We start from the raw sequence: 15,553 nt of genomic DNA on the forward strand, positions 1-15,553 counted from the left end.
GGTGCGCCGCCCTGTTGCTGGTTCAAGGAAACGGATTCTCGATGATCAAGATTGCCATCAATGGTTACGGGCGGATCGGTCGCAACGTGTTGCGAGCCCTCTATGAAAGCGGGCGCGACAAGACCATCAAGATCGTCGCCATCAACGAGCTGGCGGCCCCCGAGGCCATGGTGCACCTGACCCGTTACGATACCAGTCACGGTCGCTTCCACCATCCGGTGCAACTGGCGGGCAACAGCATGCTGGTGGGGGAGGATCTCATCTCCCTGTTTGCCGAGCGGGATCCGTCAAAGCTGCCGTGGCGGGCGCTGGGGGTCGATGTGGTGCTCGATTGCACCGGGGTGTTTGGCTCGCGGGCCGATGCTGAGCTGCATCTGGCGGCGGGGGCGGGCAAGGTGCTCTTCTCCCACCCGGCGGATGCGGATGTGGATGCCACCGTGGTCTACGGGGTAAACCATCATACCCTCACCGGAGCGGAGCGGATCGTCTCCAACGCCTCCTGTACCACCAACTGCGTGGTGCCGGTGATTGAAACATTGCATCGAGAATTCGAGATAAATTGTGGTACTATTACGACAATTCATTCGGCCATGCATGATCAGCAAGTCATCGATGCCTACCACAGTGACTTGCGCCGAACCCGCGCTGCCAGTCAGTCCATCATTCCGGTGGACACCAAGCTGGCAAAGGGGCTGGAGCGTATCCTGCCCCACTTCGCCGGCAAGTTCGAGGCGATCGCGGTGCGGGTGCCGACCATCAATGTAACAGCGATGGATCTGAGTATTACTGTTCGTAAAAAAGTGACAGTTAGTGACGTAAATCAAGCCCTGCAACGGGCATCCAGAGGTACATTACACGGTATTCTGGATTACACGGAAGAGCCTTTGGTCTCCGTAGACTTCAATCATGATGCACACTCCTGCATCATTGATGGTACCCAGACCCGGGTGAGCGATGCCAACCTCGTCAAGATGTTGATGTGGTGCGATAACGAATGGGGCTTCGCAAACCGGATGCTGGATACCACCCGGGCCATGATGGCCGCAGGCTGAGCCTGCCCCGGGCGAATAGGTTACTGTTTTTAACATTACCTGAAAATATAGAGGACTGAATATGTCTGTTATCAAGATGACTGACCTGGATCTGGCGGGTAAACGCGTTCTGATCCGTGCTGACCTGAACGTGCCGGTAAAAGACGGCAAGGTCACCTCCGATGCACGTATCGTTGCGACTCTGCCGACCATCAAGCTGGCTCTGGAAAAAGGCGCCAAGCTGATGATCACCTCCCACCTGGGTCGTCCGACCGAGGGTGAATACAACGAAGAATTCTCCCTGGCTCCGGTTGTCAACTATCTGAAAGACGCTCTGTCCTGCCCGGTTCGCCTGGCCAAGGATTACCTGGATGGCGTAGAAGTCGCTGCCGGTGAGCTGGTTGTGCTGGAAAACTGCCGCTTCAACAAAGGCGAGAAGAAGAACACCGAAGAGCTGGCCAAAAAATACGCCGCCCTGTGTGACGTCTTTGTAATGGATGCGTTCGGTACTGCTCACCGCGCCGAAGGCTCCACCTACGGTGTGGCTCAGTTCGCTCCGGTCGCTTGTGCCGGCCCGCTGCTGGCGGGTGAACTGGAAGCGCTGGGCAAAGCCATGCTGAAGCCCGAGCGCCCGATGGTTGCCATCGTTGGCGGCTCCAAGGTCTCCACCAAGCTGACCGTTCTGGAATCCCTCTCCAAAATCGCTGACCAGCTGGTTGTCGGTGGTGGCATCGCCAACACCTTCATCGCTGCTGCCGGTCACAACGTCGGCAAGTCCCTGTGCGAGCACGACCTGATCGACACCGCCAAGAAACTGGCTGCCGAGACCAACATTCCTGTGACCACCGACGTGGTGGTAGGCGCCGAGTTCTCCGAGTCCACTCCGGCCACTATCAAGTCTGTTAACGATGTGACCGACGGCGACATGATCTTCGACATCGGCCCGGATTCTGCCAAGGCTCTGGCTGACATCATCATGAACGCCAAGACCATCCTGTGGAACGGCCCGGTTGGCGTGTTCGAGTTCGACCAGTTCGCTGAAGGCACCAAAGTTATCGCTGAAGCCATCGCTGCTTCTCCGGCCTTCTCCATCGCTGGCGGTGGTGACACCCTGGCTGCCATCGACAAGTTCGGCATCGCTGACAAAGTCTCCTACATCTCCACTGGCGGCGGCGCCTTCCTGGAGTTCGTAGAAGGCAAGGTTCTGCCGGCTGTTGAGATTCTGGAACAGCGCGCCAAAGCCTAATTGACCCGGAACGGGGGGCAAAAGCCTCCCGTTTCGTTTATCATGTGCCCGCTGTGCCGGTTCATGATGAACCCCCCATTTTTTATTAACGGCATACGAGACAGGACGATTAAACATGTCTAAGAAAATTTTCGACTTCGTAAAACCCGGCGTGATCACTGGTGATGACGTTCAGAAAGTGTTCGCCATCGCTAAAGAGAACGGCTTCGCTCTGCCGGCCGTAAACTGCGTTGGTACCGACTCCGTGAACGCCGTACTGGAAGCTGCCGCCAAGGTTAAAGCGCCGGTTATCGTTCAGTTCTCCAACGGTGGTGCCGTGTTCACCGCCGGTAAGGGTCTGAAGCTGGAAGGTCAGAAAGCTGCCATCCTGGGTGCCATCTCCGGTGCCAAGCACGTTCACGCTGTTGCCGAAGCCTACGGCGTGCCGGTAATCCTGCACACCGACCACGCTGCCAAGAAGCTGCTGCCGTGGATCGACGGTCTGCTGGAAGCGGGCGAGAAGCACTTTGCTGAAACCGGCAAGCCGCTGTTCTCCTCCCACATGCTGGATCTGTCCGAAGAGTCTCTGGAAGAGAACATCGACATCTGCTGCGAGTACCTGACCCGCATGGCCAAGATGAACATGACTCTGGAGCTGGAACTGGGTTGCACCGGTGGCGAAGAAGACGGCGTCGACAACAGCCACATGGATCAGTCCGCTCTGTACACCCAGCCGGAAGATGTTGCTTACGCTTACGAGCGTCTGTCCAAGATCAGCCCGCGTTTCACCATCGCTGCCTCCTTCGGCAACGTACACGGTGTATACAAGCCGGGTAACGTCAAACTGACCCCGTCCATCCTGGACGCTTCCCAGAAGTACGTTTCCGAGAAGTTTGGCGTTCCAGCCAAGTCTCTGGACTTCGTATTCCACGGTGGTTCAGGTTCCACTCTGGAAGAGATCCGCGAGTCCATCTCCTACGGCGTAGTGAAGATGAACATCGACACCGACACCCAGTGGGCAACCTGGGAAGGTCTGCTGAACTTCTACAAGAAGAACGAAGCTTACCTGCAAGGCCAGCTGGGCAACCCGGAAGGCGCCGACAAGCCGAACAAGAAGTACTACGATCCGCGCGTATGGCTGCGTGAAGGTCAGACTTCCATGATCGCTCGTCTGGAGAAAGCATTCTCCGACCTGAACGCCATCGACGTACTGTAATTCGTTACAGCACCTTGATTGCATGAAAAGGCGCCCTTCGGGGCGCCTTTTGCATTTCTGTGATCCGCACCGGTTGGTGAGTGGAGGAGGAACTGGGTATTATCGAAACAACTTTGCTTATTTTATTAAACAATTTGCAACCAAGGCAGGATGCTGAGTATGCAGGCAGGAAAGCACAACGGATATCAGGAGCACGTCGCCTCCTACTACGCGGCCACCCGCAACGACTCGCAACAGTGGCCCGAGCTGGAGGGGGAGCACAAGGCTGACGTCTGCATCATCGGCGGCGGCTTTACCGGTCTCAATACCGCCATCAATCTGGCTGATGCCGGTTACAAGGTCGCCTTGCTGGAGGCCAACCGTATCGGCTGGGGCGCCTCCGGGCGCAACGGCGGCCAGCTTATTCGCGGTATCGGTCACGATACCAGCCAGTTCGCCCGCTGGATTGGTGAGGAAGGGGTGCGCGAACTCGACCTGATGGGGCTGGAGGCGGTGCAGCTGGTGCGCGAGCGGGTTGAGCGTTTCAATATCGACTGCGACCTCACCTGGGGTTACTGCGATCTGGCCACCCGTCAGCGCCATCTGGCCGGCTTCGAGGAAGATCTCGACCATCTGGCGAGCCTCGGCTATGAGCACGAACTCAAGCTGGTACCGCGGGAAGATATCCATAGCGTGGTGGGATCGGATCGCTACATCGGCGGCCTTATCGACATGGGCTCCGGCCATCTCCATCCCCTCAATCTGGCGCTCGGCGAGGCGCGCGCCGCCGCCAGCCTCGGGGTCTCCCTGTTTGAACACTCCAGAGTGACCCATATCGATTACGGCAAGCAGGTCGAGGTGACCACGGCTCATGGGCGGGTCACCGCCGACTATCTGGTGATCGGCTGCAACGCCTATCTCAACGACCTCAATCCGGAGCTGGGGGGGCGGGTGCTGCCGGCCGGTTCCTACATCCTCGCCACCGAAGTGCTGGATCGCCGTTTGCGCCAGCGATTGCTGCCGCAAAACATGGCGGTGTGCGATCAGAATGTGGCGCTCGACTATTACCGCCTCTCCGCCGACGGCCGCCTGCTGTTTGGCGGCTCCTGCAACTATTCGGGGCGAGATCCGAAGGATATCAAGGCCTTTATGTTGCCCAAGATGCTGCGGGTCTTCCCCGAGCTGGCTGGCACCGCCATCGAGTTTCAGTGGGGTGGGATGATCGGGATTGGCGCCAACCGGCTGCCGCAGATTGGCCGCTTGAAGGAACACCCCAACGTGCTCTACGCCCAGGCCTACTCGGGCCACGGCCTCAACGCCACCCATATGGCGGGCAAGCTGGTGGCCGAGGCGATCCGCGGCGAGAGCCGGGGTTTCGATCTCTTTGCCAGCGTGCCCCATATCACCTTCCCCGGCGGCCCGGCGCTGCGCTCCCCGCTGTTGGCACTGGGTATGTTGTGGCACCGGATGAAGGATATCTTCTGACCCCCATTGTCAGCCTGCGCAGTGATGGCTGAACGCCAGTCCCCTTGCCAACCTCTTGTTTATAGCGGGTTAGCACAATCGTTCCGCCTGATAGACCAAAAGATGCATTCGCCCCAATCTCGTCCGGTTGGCGCTATCTTTTAGGTGTGAGAGCGGTTATCTGCCAAGGGGACGAGGGTGTGTCTGCTTGCCGGAATACTTGCCGAGAAAGAGCTGAGGACGGGGAGAGGAGGGCCAAGATGGAGATAAATGTGGTCGCGTCAGGCGGGCTCAGCCCGCTGGCGCAACGGCAGGGTTCTCCCGCTGTGCAGGCACAGGAGCGGGCTGCGACGTCACCATCAACGGGCAGTGACAGCCGTATGGTACGCGATCTTGGCGCCGTGCTGGACGAGCTGGGGCTGTCGCCGCAAGGGGAGGATAGCAGCGGGAGCCGCATCTCAATCAGAGATTCGCTGGAAGCGTTCATCAACACCATGATGGGCGCCCTGCAACAGCAGCAGGAACAACAGTTGGCATTGCAGCAACAACAGCGGCAAGAGCAGGAACAGCGCAAACTCGCCATCGACGACAGCAGCGAGAACCCGCTCAAGCGGGATCTGGAGCGCCTGCTGGAGACGCTGGATCAACAGGGCGGGCAGGGAAAAGAGAGCGAGCAAGGAGCCGAGATCGAAGCGGTGAACCCCTTGCAGAGCCAGCTGACCAAGCTGCTGGAGAGCAGCGATGCGGCAGAGAACGGGGTCACCCTCAAGGAGGTACTGTCAGGGTTGGCCAGCAAGCTGCCGAGCGAACCTGCCGAGCGAAAAGGGTATCGGGTCGATACCCTGGTTTGAGCTGGTTGGCAACGGCAGGCCAGTCGTTGCAGTGCGTAAGGGGCGGGAAGCCCTTTCTATTGGGCCGGTTCCGCCAGCCGCCAGCCCTGTTCACTCTTCATCATCCACACCTCTGCCTCTTGTGGCAGCACCTGGCCCGCCTCGAACTCGCCAAATTTGCGCTCGAGCTCCATCAGCCCCATCTCCTGCTGGAAGGGGCCAACCCGGTCGTAGACCAGATCTTCATCGTGCAACACCTGCAACTGATCGAGTCCCTGTTTGAAGTGGAGCTGGTAACTCACCTTGACCAGATAGACCCCCTCCATGCGCTCCTCCTTGCCGAGGATGGTGAAGTCGCTGATCTCGAACAGGTTGGCGTCTGTCTCTGCCAGCAGCCTGGCGGTAACTTGGCTCCGGATATCCTCTTCACCAGGCCCTGCACTGCAGCCATAAAGCCAGAGGGCCAGCAGGGGGATGAACCACTTTTTCATCAAAACTCCGGACGGGCGAGACAATCGAAGGGCAAATTCTGCCATGCTGCCGGTCATATACAAGGGATTGCCAGAAAAATCAGTACGTAACGTATAAGGCGGCCCCCTGTCTGTCGACAGACAGGGGGCTGCTGGTCAGCGTAGCTGATCAAGTTTGCCCAGAAACTCGGTCGGCCCCATAAAACCGGTGACCCGCTGGCCTGTCAGCTCCTTGCCCTCGCGGTCGAAGAAGATAAGGGTCGGCAACCCCAGCACATTGAGGCTGTTGAGCAACTCGATATCGGCATCGTCATTGGCGGTGACATCCGCCTGCAGCAGCACCATTTGGCTGAAGCGCTCCCGCACCGCGGGGTCGCTGAAGGTCTTGTGTTCAAACTCCTTGCAGGCGACGCACCAGTCGGCGTAGAGGTCGAGCAGAACCGGCTTGCCGCGGGCGGCGGCCAGCTGCACCTTGAGATCATCCAGGGTCTTGATGCGGACAAACTGCGGCGCCGTTTGACTGGCATCAGCCGTGACGGCAGCAGGGGCGGCCGGTTGCAGCAGATCCTTGCCCACCACCACGGCGCTGATCATCGCCAGCAACAGCACGAAGCCGCGCACACTTCTGGCCACCGAGTGGGGCTGGTGCTGGTTGTGGTGATAGAGATAGCCGCACAGCAGCAGCCCCCAGCCGAGCCAAGCGAGAGTAGCAATCTGATCGCTCCAGAGCCGTGACAGCAGCAGGATCGGCACTGCCAGCAGGGCAAAGCCAAACAGCTGCTTGATCACATCCATCCAGGCGCCCGCTTTTGGCAGCAGCTTGCCACCCGAGGTGCCGAGCAGCAGCAGCGGCAGACCCATCCCCAGTGACAGCGCATAGAGCGCCGCCCCGCCGAGCCAGAGATCGCCGCTCTGGGCCACGTAGATCAGTGCCCCCGAGAGCGGCGCCGTGGTGCAGGGTGAGCAGACCAGCCCGGAGATCATTCCCATGATAGCGACCCCGACCACAGAGCCGCCCTGCTGGCGGTTGGAGAGACTGGAGAGCCGAGTTTGCAAACTGCTCGGCAGTTGCAGGGTATAGAGTCCGAACATGGAGAGGGCCAGCAGCACGAACATCACCGAGAGGGCGATCAGCACATAGGGGTGTTGCAGCGCCGCCTGGAATTTAAGACCTGCCGAGGCCACTACCAGCCCCAGCAGGGTGTAGGTGACCGCCATCCCCTGCACATAGACCATGGAGAGCAGGAAGGCGCGGCCGGTGGAGAGGCGATGGCCGGCACCGGCGATGATGCCGGTCAGGATTGGGTACATGGGGAATACGCAGGGGGTGAAGGCGAGCCCCAGCCCCAGCGCGAAGAAGGCGACGATGCTGAGCCAGAATCCCTGATGGCCGAGGGCGGAGGCCAGCTGATCCTGCTGGCTAACCGGTGCGACGCTTTGTGCCGTTTCAGCAGCGGATGCGGTGGTTGCCGTGACCAGCGGAGCCACATCGATCAGTTTGTCGGTCGGTGGATAGCAGAGGCCGTCGGTACAGCCCTGATAGCGCACCCGCAGGGTGGCATTTTCCCCCACCTCCTTTAGCGGCACCGCGATGCTCACCTGCTGGTAGTAGACCCGGGTCTTGCCGAAGAAGTCATCCTCGTGCTCTGTGCCTTCCGGCAGGGTCGGCTCGCTGAAGGTGAGGTTGTTCCCCTTGAAGCGCAGGCTGTGGCGATAGAGGTAGTAATCGTCGGCGATATGGAGGGTCAGCAGCAGCTGATCGCCACGCTGTTCGCTCTCGATCTGAAAGGCCTCATCGACCTGCAAAAATTTGGGTTTGGCATTGGCCTCAATGCCCAGCGAGCTGAGCAGATCGGCGCCGCTGGCGTGGGCAGGGGCGCTGCCCGCCGCTGTCGTCAACAGGGCACAGAGCAGCAACAGGGGAGAGAGCAAGCGGTTGAACGTCATGCGGTCTCCCCATTGAGCCAGTCGAGATAGGCGGGTAGTCCGCCACTTACCGGCAGGGCCAGCAGCTCGGGCACCTCATAGGGGTGATGGGCTTGAATACATGCCTGCAACTCGGCAAAGAGTGGCTGGCGGGATTTGATGATGAGCTGGATCTCGGTGGCGCGCTCCACCTTGCCTTGCCAACGATAGACGGAGGTGACGCCCGGCAGTTGATTGATGCAGGCGGCCAGTCGCTGGTTCAGCAGCTGTTCGCAGAGAAGGTCGGCACTGGTTTGATCTGGGCAGGTGCAGAGCACCACAATGGCGTCGGTCATAAAGCGGATCTTCACCTCGTTGGGGTAAACCGGGCAGGCGCCCTTGCCGTCTCATCCTTGTCTGCGGATGAAGGTGAAAAAAGCGCCCGAAAATCAGCGGCTACTATACCCCAGAGCCGCTTCAAATAGCATCTGTAGCCATTTGTGAGCCAGCGCCAAAAATTTGTGGGGGGCATGAGATAGACGCTGTCATGGGGACAGGGCAGAATGAGCGGGCTTGTTCCCAATTGACGTAAGGAAATGTATGACCCAACAGAATGAGCAGCAGAGAAACCGCATGTTGAGCCTGCTGCGCGAAGGTGAGCGCCGCATGTTGGTTCAATTGGCCGGGCTGCTGCGCACGACCGCCGATGAAATCAATGCCGAGCTGGAGAAAGAGGAGCTGATGGCCACCCTGGAGCAGCCCATCACGGTGGAGTATCTCAACGGCGTGGTGCAGCACCATCTGTTCGAGCGCAAACACAAGGGAGATATGGCGGTTGCCCAGCAGATCCTGAGCGATTATCAGAGCGAGCTGGAAGCGCTGCAGGCTGCCCAGGCGCAGCCTGAAGAGGCTGCCGCTGCCGACGAGAGCGGCGAAGAGCTCAAAGCCCAGGCTTGAGCGACGGGCAGGCCTGAATCCTTACCTCTGAATCAGCCGGCCTGCCAGCGCTGACACTTTTTGCGGCCCCATCATGTCTGCCATGATGGGGCCGTGCCGTTTCTTCTGTTGCCTTCCCTTGTTGACCTTCACTTCTCGGTTTTAATCCAACTGATTCGTGCCTTAGCGCGCCTCTTGGGGCATGCCGTGCGGCACTTCGCGGGGGATGGGAAACACCTTGTCATAGCCCCAGTTGTAGACGAAGGCATAGATCAGGTAGAAGACAACGAAGCCCAGATCCAGCACCAGCGCCTCCAGCAGGCTGACGCTCAGCCACCAGGACATGACCGGCAGCGCGACGATCAGCAGACCGCCCTCAAAGCCGAAGGTATGCAGCACCCGTTGCCACAGGGTTTTGTGGGTATGGCCCTGATATTTGAGCAGCAGCTTGTCGACCCCGATGTTGTAGATGTAGTTCCAGACGGTGGCCAGCACCGAGAAGAACAGTGCCAGCGGGCCCATATGGTTGAGCCCGACCCCGGTAACCCAGCTGGCCAGCGGGGCGGCAATCAGCAGGCCAATAAATTCAAAGCCAATGGCATGGCGCAGGCGATCGTTACGGGTACGCATAAGTCACTCTCTCAATCAGATTTATTCACGGATTGCTGGTTAATCTATAGATTTTTAGCGATAGATTCATGTTGGTATCCATCGCTAAAATAGATGGATGAGAGAGCTTGCCGGAGGGCCATGAGATGACGCCATCACTGGAACAACTGAGGATCTTGCTGGCGGCCGCCGAAACCGGCTCGTTTTCCGCTGCCGCCCGCAAGCTGGGCAAGGCGCAGTCGGTGGTGAGCAGCGCCATCGCCAATCTGGAGATCGATCTGGCGCTCACCCTGTTTGACCGCAGCGGCCGCTATCCGCAGCTGACGGAGGCGGGGGCCCGCATGGTGCAGGAGGCGGGGATCCTGCTGGCGCAGAGTGAACGATTGCAATCCATTGCCGGGGAGCTGGCGGCCGGGGTGGAGACGCGCCTCACTCTGGCCATCGATGATGACTCCCACCTGCCCTGGCTCGGCACCCTGCTGGAGGAGTTCGCCACTCGTTACCCGACCGTGGAGCTGGAGCTGCTCTTCCCGTTGATGGAGGATGTGACCGAGATGCTGGTGACCGGCCGGGCCCAGCTTGGCATCAGCTATCAGAAGGTGCATCCCCAGCGGGAGATAGTCGCCCATTCGCTGGGGGAGGTTACCATGCCGCTGGTGGTGTCACCGGATCATCCGCTGGCCCGCAAGCAGCCGCTGCGGGAGGTCGATCTGCAGGGGGCACGCCAGCTGATGGTCACCGGCCGACGGGAAGGGAGCGAGCGCCAGCGTTTTCGCATCTCGGCTCAGGTGTGGTGGGTCGAGGGGGATCTCGGGGTGCTGGAGCTGGTCAAGCGGGGCCTTGGCTGGTCCGCCATTCCGGAATTTCTGCTGCATCAGCCGCTGGCTCGCGGCGAAGTGGTGGTGCTGGAGCCGGACTTTATCGCCAGCCACGCGCTGGCGCTGGAACTGCAGTGGCATCGCGCCCGCCCGCTGGGGCAGGCGGGGCGCTGGCTGAAGGAGGCACTGCTGGCGCGGGTGCCTCGCTAGCCGACCTTACTCGGTCAGGGCGTAAGGCAGGGGTTGCAGGGTGAGGCGGGAGCCTTCGTCCTGCTTGAGGCGGAATTGGGCGTCAGCCTCGGTATCTTTTGGTAGCACGGCGGTGAGCCACACCTGCCCGGCCTGTTGCCAGGCGTTGAGCACCATGCCGCTGCGACGCCAGTTGTCACCCAGTTGCAGTTCAAGGGTATCGCCGCTGGCGACCGGCTCGCCGGCAGTGCCCGCCAGCAGGAACAGGGCGCGGTTGTTGGCGCCGCGATACTTGGCGCGGGCCACCGTCTCCTGCCCCATGTAGCAGCCCTTGTTGAAGCTGATGCCGTCCAGTGCCTGCAGGTTGAGCATCTGCGGGATGAACTCCCCCTGATGCACCGCCTCCATGTGCGGCAGGCCCGCCTTGATCTCGAGCCCCCACCAGAGTGACTCGTCCCCTTGCGGCAGGGCGTCGGCTTGTTGATTGCTCACCAGCAGCCAGCGATCCTGTTCAATCTTCACCGCCATGCCGCCGTCGATCAGACCGCTCTGCTCAAGGCCGAACTGGGCAGTGATCCAGCCATCGCTGCCCGTACCGGCGATCCCGGTGGCGTGACGCTCATCGGCGGCGATCTCGACCTTGGAGAAGACGGCAAATTTCTTCAGCTCCGGCAGCTGACGCTCAAGTACCGAGGGGCTGGTCAGCAGCAGCAGACTGTCGTCGAGGCAGAGCAGGCGGAAATTGCTCCACAGCTTGCCCTTGGGATCACAGTGGCCACCCGGGGTCTGTTGCCCCGGTTGCAGGGCGTTGACATCACAGGTGACCTGACCTTGCAGATATTTGACGCGATCCTGGCCGCTGATACGGGTGATGGCCAGCTTGGTCAGGGAGAAGCGGGTCGGCTCGGCAGGAAAAACAGGTGGTTGCAGGCTCACGATGGTATTCCAGAGAGAAAGTATGTGAGCTGCATGGTAAAGACGTAACTAATGTTTGTCAGCCGGAAAATCCAGCTGGTACCATCCCCCGGTCTTTGTAAGGAGAGTGCCATGTTGAGCCCAGTTGAAAAATCCCGCCTGAAGTGGGCCTGCCGTCGCGGTATGCTCGAGCTGGATGTGATCTTTATGCCCTTTTTCGAACACGAGTTCGATTCCCTGAGCGAAGCCGATCAGCAGACCTTTATCCGCCTGCTGGAGAGCGATGATCCGGACCTGTTCCGCTGGACCATGGGGCACGCTGTGCCGGCCGATCCCGCCTTCAGCGCCATGATCAAGATGATCCTGGAGCGCAATCAGGCCCGTCACGACCGTCAGGGGTAATACTGTGGAGCGGGTGATCATGACGGTTCACCCCTCCCGCCATCAGCAATGTTTGCTGGTGGCCCTCTTTTTGTTGCTGCTCTGGCCGGTGGCAGGCCTGATTGCCGGTTGGCAGTGGGCAGTGTTGCTGCCCGTCTGGTTGGTGTCGCTCTGGCTGAGCTGGCGGGCGCTCGCCGCGCCCCCGTTCGAGCTTGTCTGGGATGGTCAGTGGCTACAGTGGCAAGGTTGCCGCTATCAGCTCGGTAAGAAAAGCCGTATTCTGCCCGGCGTGCTCAGGCTGGCGCTTTGTCCCGAGCCGGAAGGCTCTGAATCGGCGTCGCCACGGCAACTGTGGCTCTTCTCCGACGCCCTTCCCCCCGAACATTACCGCCTGCTGGCGCGAGCCATCCACTTTCTGCCGTCTCGGCGCTGACGCCTGCTTTCCGTGATGACCATGCGCTGATTTAGCGCGATAAGCTGTTGCCATGTGGCTGAAAAGCGGTTGAAAACAAGTGACCCCGCCGGGGCGGGGTCACTGATAGCTGCAACGCTTGGCGGGAAGGGGGATTAATCCCGCTCCGGGGTCAGCACGGTCGGTTTGGAGTCCGGCAGCATATCCGGATAATCCAGGTTGTAGTGCAGGCCGCGGGATTCCTTGCGCTGCAGGGCGCAGTTGACGATAAGCTCGGCCACCTGCAGCAGGTTGCGCAGCTCCAGCAGGTTGTTGGAGACGCGGAAGTTGGCGTAGTACTCCTGCACCTCCTGTTTGAGCAGGTCGATGCGGCGCTTGGCGCGGGCCAGGCGTTTGTTGGTACGCACTATCCCCACGTAGTCCCACATCATCAACCGCAGCTCGTGCCAGTTGTGCTGGATCACCACCAGTTCGTCGGAATCTTCCACCTTGCTCTCGTCCCACACCGGCAGGCGCGGCGGCTCCACGCTCATCGGCAGCTTGGCCAGAATATCGGCCCCCGCCTGATGAGCATAGACCACGCATTCCAGCAGGGAGTTGGAGGCCATGCGGTTGGCGCCGTGCAGACCGGTGTAGGTCACTTCACCGATGGCATAGAGGCCGGGGATATCGGTCTGGCCGTTGTTGTCGATCATCACGCCGCCACAGGTGTAGTGGGCGGCAGGCACGATGGGCATCGGCTCCTTGGTGATGTCGATGCCGACCGCGAGGCAACGCTCATAAATGGTCGGGAAGTGCTTGATGATGAAATCGGCCGGTTTGTGGCTGATATCCAGATACATGCAGTCCGCCCCGAGCCGCTTCATCTCGTGGTCGATGGCGCGGGCGACGATATCCCGTGGTGCCAGCTCGGCCCGCTCGTCAAACTCCGGCATAAAGCGGCTGCCGTCCGGGCGGCGCAGATAAGCCCCCTCGCCACGCAGCGCTTCGGTCAGCAGGAAGTTGGGGTCGTCCGGGTGGAACAGACTGGTGGGGTGGAACTGGTTGAACTCCAGGTTCGCCACCCGGCAGCCGGCCCGCCATGCCATGGCGATGCCATCGCCAGAGCTCACATCCGGGTTGGAGGTGTACTGGTAGACCTTGGAGGCGCCACCGGTGGCCAGCGCCACGAAACGGGCACGGATCACCTCGACCTGCTCGGCGTTGCGATTCCAGACGTAGGCCCCCAGCACCTTGTTGCCTGGCAGGTTGAGCTTGCGGGTGGTGATGAGGTCGACCGCGTTGAAGCGCTCCATCAGCTGGATATTGGGGTGCGCGCGCACCTGATCGATCAGGGTGAGCTGCACCGCCTTACCGGTGGCATCCGCCGCGTGGAAGATGCGGCGATGGCTGTGGCCCCCTTCCCGGGTGAGGTGGTACTGGGACTCGCCGTCGGCGTTCTCCTCCTGATCGAAGGGGACCCCTTGCTGAATGAGCCACTGAATGGATTCGCGGGCGTGGCGAGCGGTGAACTCCACCACTGCCGGGTCACACAACCCGGCGCCCGCGTTGAGCGTGTCGCTCACGTGGGATTCGATGCTGTCGGTTTCGTCGAAAACGGCAGCGATGCCTCCTTGCGCATAGAAAGTGGCCCCTTCACTGATGGGCCCCTTGCTCAGAACCAGGACTTTGGCGTGGTCTGCCAATCGCAACGCGAGGGACAAACCAGCGGCACCGCTGCCAATGATCAGTACATCGCAAAGGTATTCAACACTTGCTTTCATAAGTATCATTGGCCTGGATTAAGAACTGGCACCATGGTAGCCCAAGCGAGGGCGAGGATGCAGCCTGCATCACATTTTTTTCAATTGAAGCGAACTTTCTCTGATTCTCCCTGTCTGAACTTGTGCGCTTAGGAAGGGCCGGAAAAGAAGAACGATAACCTGATGGGGGTTTTACGGCTCTGATGAGCGACCAGAATCTACTGGACGAACAACTGGTTGAACGGGTCCAGCGCGGCGATAAAGCAGCTTTCAACCTGTTGGTAAAAAAATACCAGCAAAAGGTGGTCAACCTGGTTGCCAGGTATGTCAACAATCCCGGCGATGTGCCCGATGTGGCACAAGAGGCCTTCATAAAAGCCTACCGGGCATTGCCGACATTCCGTGGCGAGAGTGCTTTTTACACCTGGTTGTACCGAATTGCCGTGAACACGGCGAAGAATTATCTGACCTCCCAGGGGCGCAGGCCGCCCAGCAGTGATGTGGAGGCTGACGAAGCGGAGTCTTATGGCGGTGGTGAAGCCTTGCAAGAGGTCTCAACCCCCGAAAACCTGGCGCTGACTGACGAGATCAAACGCACCGTGTTTTCAGCCATAGAGGCATTGCCGGAAGACCTGAGGACAGCGATCACCCTTCGCGAACTGGAAGGGCTGAGCTATGAAGAGATTGCCGAAATCATGGATTGCCCTGTGGGTACGGTCAGATCCCGTATCTTCCGGGCGAGGGAAGCAATCGATAAAAAGCTGCAACCTCTGATCGAGAATTAACTGGGGAAAGACGGGTTAACTTATGGCAAATAAAGAGCAAATCTCTGCCCTGATGGATGGTGACCTGAGTGACGCAGAGGTACTGAACGAGCTGGAGATGGACTCCGACTTGCAAGCTACCTGGGGTCGTTACCACCTGATCGGCGATGCCATGCGGGGTGACCTGCCGGTCAATCTGCAACTGGATCTCAGTGACAGCATCATGGCTGCACTGGAAGATGAGCCCACCATACTGGCACCCAAGCCGGTTGAGACTGCGTCGGTGGTACAACCGGTCGTTGCACCGATCAAGACAGATTCCAACAATGTGGTGCCCCTGTTTCGTCGGGTCGGCCAGCAGCTGGGACAATATGCCATCGCAGCCTCTGTGGCCGCGGCCGTGATTTTCGGGGTGCAACAGTACCAGGGTCAGGACGGCGTACCGAACAACCCTGTGCTCAATACCATACCTATCGGTGGCAGTGCTGCGCCAGTGAGCGTCCACTATCCGCAAGAGGGTAACCGCGTTCGGCCACAACAGGGAATGACCGAACAGCAGATGCAGGAGCAGCGTGAACGTATCAACGCCTTCCTGCGAGATCACCAGTTACAGCAGCGCCTGTTGCAAGACAGACAGATCCAACAATAACGAGTTGTCAGGGATATA

The 15,553-nt window shown here is 59.9% G+C and carries 17 protein-coding genes; 11 read left to right on the plus strand and 6 right to left on the minus strand.

The genetic code is table 11. The features are described 5' to 3' along the window. The first annotated feature begins 41 nt into the window (after positions 1–41). From epd to G5149_RS19680, 5 genes are all read left to right on the plus strand, one after another. Positions 42–1,052 carry an erythrose-4-phosphate dehydrogenase gene (gene epd, locus G5149_RS19660; RefSeq protein WP_139402656.1) on the plus strand — a complete coding sequence of 337 codons (1,011 nt, stop codon included), beginning with the start codon at positions 42–44 and terminating at the stop codon, positions 1,050–1,052. Positions 1,053–1,113: 61 nt separating this feature from the next. Continuing rightward, a complete protein-coding gene (locus G5149_RS19665) occupies positions 1,114–2,277 on the plus strand; it encodes a phosphoglycerate kinase (protein ID WP_120415498.1) in 1,164 nt (387 codons plus the stop codon). A gap of 115 nt (positions 2,278–2,392) precedes the next feature. After that, on the plus strand, positions 2,393–3,472 hold the full coding sequence (gene fbaA, locus G5149_RS19670; RefSeq protein ID WP_005340963.1) for a class II fructose-bisphosphate aldolase: 1,080 nt from the start codon (positions 2,393–2,395) through the stop codon (positions 3,470–3,472). 159 nt (positions 3,473–3,631) lie between these two features. Then, positions 3,632–4,936 (plus strand): NAD(P)/FAD-dependent oxidoreductase, encoded by a 1,305-nt coding sequence (locus G5149_RS19675; protein ID WP_421213435.1) that lies wholly within the window; start codon positions 3,632–3,634, stop codon positions 4,934–4,936. A gap of 239 nt (positions 4,937–5,175) precedes the next feature. After that, the gene (locus G5149_RS19680) at positions 5,176–5,766 is read left to right on the plus strand and encodes a hypothetical protein (protein WP_421213437.1); all 591 of its coding nucleotides are present in this window, start codon (positions 5,176–5,178) and stop codon (positions 5,764–5,766) included. Positions 5,767–5,822: 56 nt separating this feature from the next. Here the strand turns inward: G5149_RS19680 and G5149_RS19685 are convergent, their stop codons facing one another. The 3 genes from G5149_RS19685 to cutA all read right to left on the minus strand — a co-directional run bounded on the left by G5149_RS19685 (position 5,823) and on the right by cutA (position 8,476). After that, on the minus strand, positions 5,823–6,236 hold the full coding sequence (locus G5149_RS19685; RefSeq protein ID WP_005340957.1) for a hypothetical protein: 414 nt from the start codon (positions 6,234–6,236) through the stop codon (positions 5,823–5,825). 135 nt (positions 6,237–6,371) lie between these two features. Beyond that, a complete protein-coding gene (locus G5149_RS19690; protein WP_421213439.1) occupies positions 6,372–8,162 on the minus strand; it encodes a protein-disulfide reductase DsbD in 1,791 nt (596 codons plus the stop codon). After that, a complete protein-coding gene (gene cutA / locus G5149_RS19695) occupies positions 8,159–8,476 on the minus strand; it encodes a divalent-cation tolerance protein CutA (protein ID WP_421213440.1) in 318 nt (105 codons plus the stop codon). Before cutA ends, G5149_RS19690 begins: the two co-directional genes overlap by 4 nt. Before the next feature lie 244 nt (positions 8,477–8,720). Here cutA and G5149_RS19700 point away from each other — a divergent pair, with 244 nt between their 5' ends. After that, on the plus strand, positions 8,721–9,077 hold the full coding sequence (locus G5149_RS19700; RefSeq protein ID WP_005362699.1) for a hypothetical protein: 357 nt from the start codon (positions 8,721–8,723) through the stop codon (positions 9,075–9,077). Positions 9,078–9,239: 162 nt separating this feature from the next. Here the strand turns inward: G5149_RS19700 and G5149_RS19705 are convergent, their stop codons facing one another. Continuing rightward, the gene (locus G5149_RS19705; RefSeq protein WP_047436069.1) at positions 9,240–9,686 is read right to left on the minus strand and encodes a PACE efflux transporter; all 447 of its coding nucleotides are present in this window, start codon (positions 9,684–9,686) and stop codon (positions 9,240–9,242) included. A gap of 125 nt (positions 9,687–9,811) precedes the next feature. On the opposite strand from G5149_RS19705, the gene G5149_RS19710 reads away from it, so the two are divergent. Continuing rightward, entirely contained in the window at positions 9,812–10,693 is an 882-nt protein-coding gene (locus tag G5149_RS19710) for a LysR family transcriptional regulator (RefSeq protein ID WP_076494938.1), read from the plus strand. Positions 10,694–10,699: 6 nt separating this feature from the next. Here G5149_RS19710 and ygfZ read toward each other — a convergent pair whose 3' ends face one another. Then, on the minus strand, positions 10,700–11,608 hold the full coding sequence (ygfZ, locus tag G5149_RS19715; RefSeq protein ID WP_335842136.1) for a tRNA-modifying protein YgfZ: 909 nt from the start codon (positions 11,606–11,608) through the stop codon (positions 10,700–10,702). Between the two features lie 111 nt (positions 11,609–11,719). Between ygfZ and G5149_RS19720 the strand changes: the two genes are divergently transcribed. Both G5149_RS19720 and G5149_RS19725 read left to right on the plus strand, forming a co-directional pair. Beyond that, positions 11,720–11,989 (plus strand): succinate dehydrogenase assembly factor 2, encoded by a 270-nt coding sequence (locus G5149_RS19720; RefSeq protein ID WP_245099096.1) that lies wholly within the window; start codon positions 11,720–11,722, stop codon positions 11,987–11,989. A gap of 19 nt (positions 11,990–12,008) precedes the next feature. Then, the gene (locus G5149_RS19725; RefSeq protein ID WP_421213443.1) at positions 12,009–12,401 is read left to right on the plus strand and encodes a protein YgfX; all 393 of its coding nucleotides are present in this window, start codon (positions 12,009–12,011) and stop codon (positions 12,399–12,401) included. 134 nt (positions 12,402–12,535) lie between these two features. Here the strand turns inward: G5149_RS19725 and nadB are convergent, their stop codons facing one another. Further along, positions 12,536–14,143 (minus strand): L-aspartate oxidase, encoded by a 1,608-nt coding sequence (gene nadB, locus G5149_RS19730; protein ID WP_005354382.1) that lies wholly within the window; start codon positions 14,141–14,143, stop codon positions 12,536–12,538. A 182-nt stretch (positions 14,144–14,325) separates the two neighbouring features. Here nadB and rpoE point away from each other — a divergent pair, with 182 nt between their 5' ends. Then, positions 14,326–14,907 carry an RNA polymerase sigma factor RpoE gene (gene rpoE / locus G5149_RS19735; RefSeq protein WP_042062096.1) on the plus strand — a complete coding sequence of 194 codons (582 nt, stop codon included), beginning with the start codon at positions 14,326–14,328 and terminating at the stop codon, positions 14,905–14,907. 22 nt (positions 14,908–14,929) lie between these two features. Further along, the gene (locus tag G5149_RS19740) at positions 14,930–15,535 is read left to right on the plus strand and encodes a sigma-E factor negative regulatory protein (protein ID WP_005340931.1); all 606 of its coding nucleotides are present in this window, start codon (positions 14,930–14,932) and stop codon (positions 15,533–15,535) included. Positions 15,536–15,553: the final 18 nt, after the last annotated feature.

This window comes from Aeromonas sp. 600479 (assembly GCF_049175515.1).
Lineage (GTDB): Bacteria > Pseudomonadota > Gammaproteobacteria > Enterobacterales > Aeromonadaceae > Aeromonas > Aeromonas veronii_A.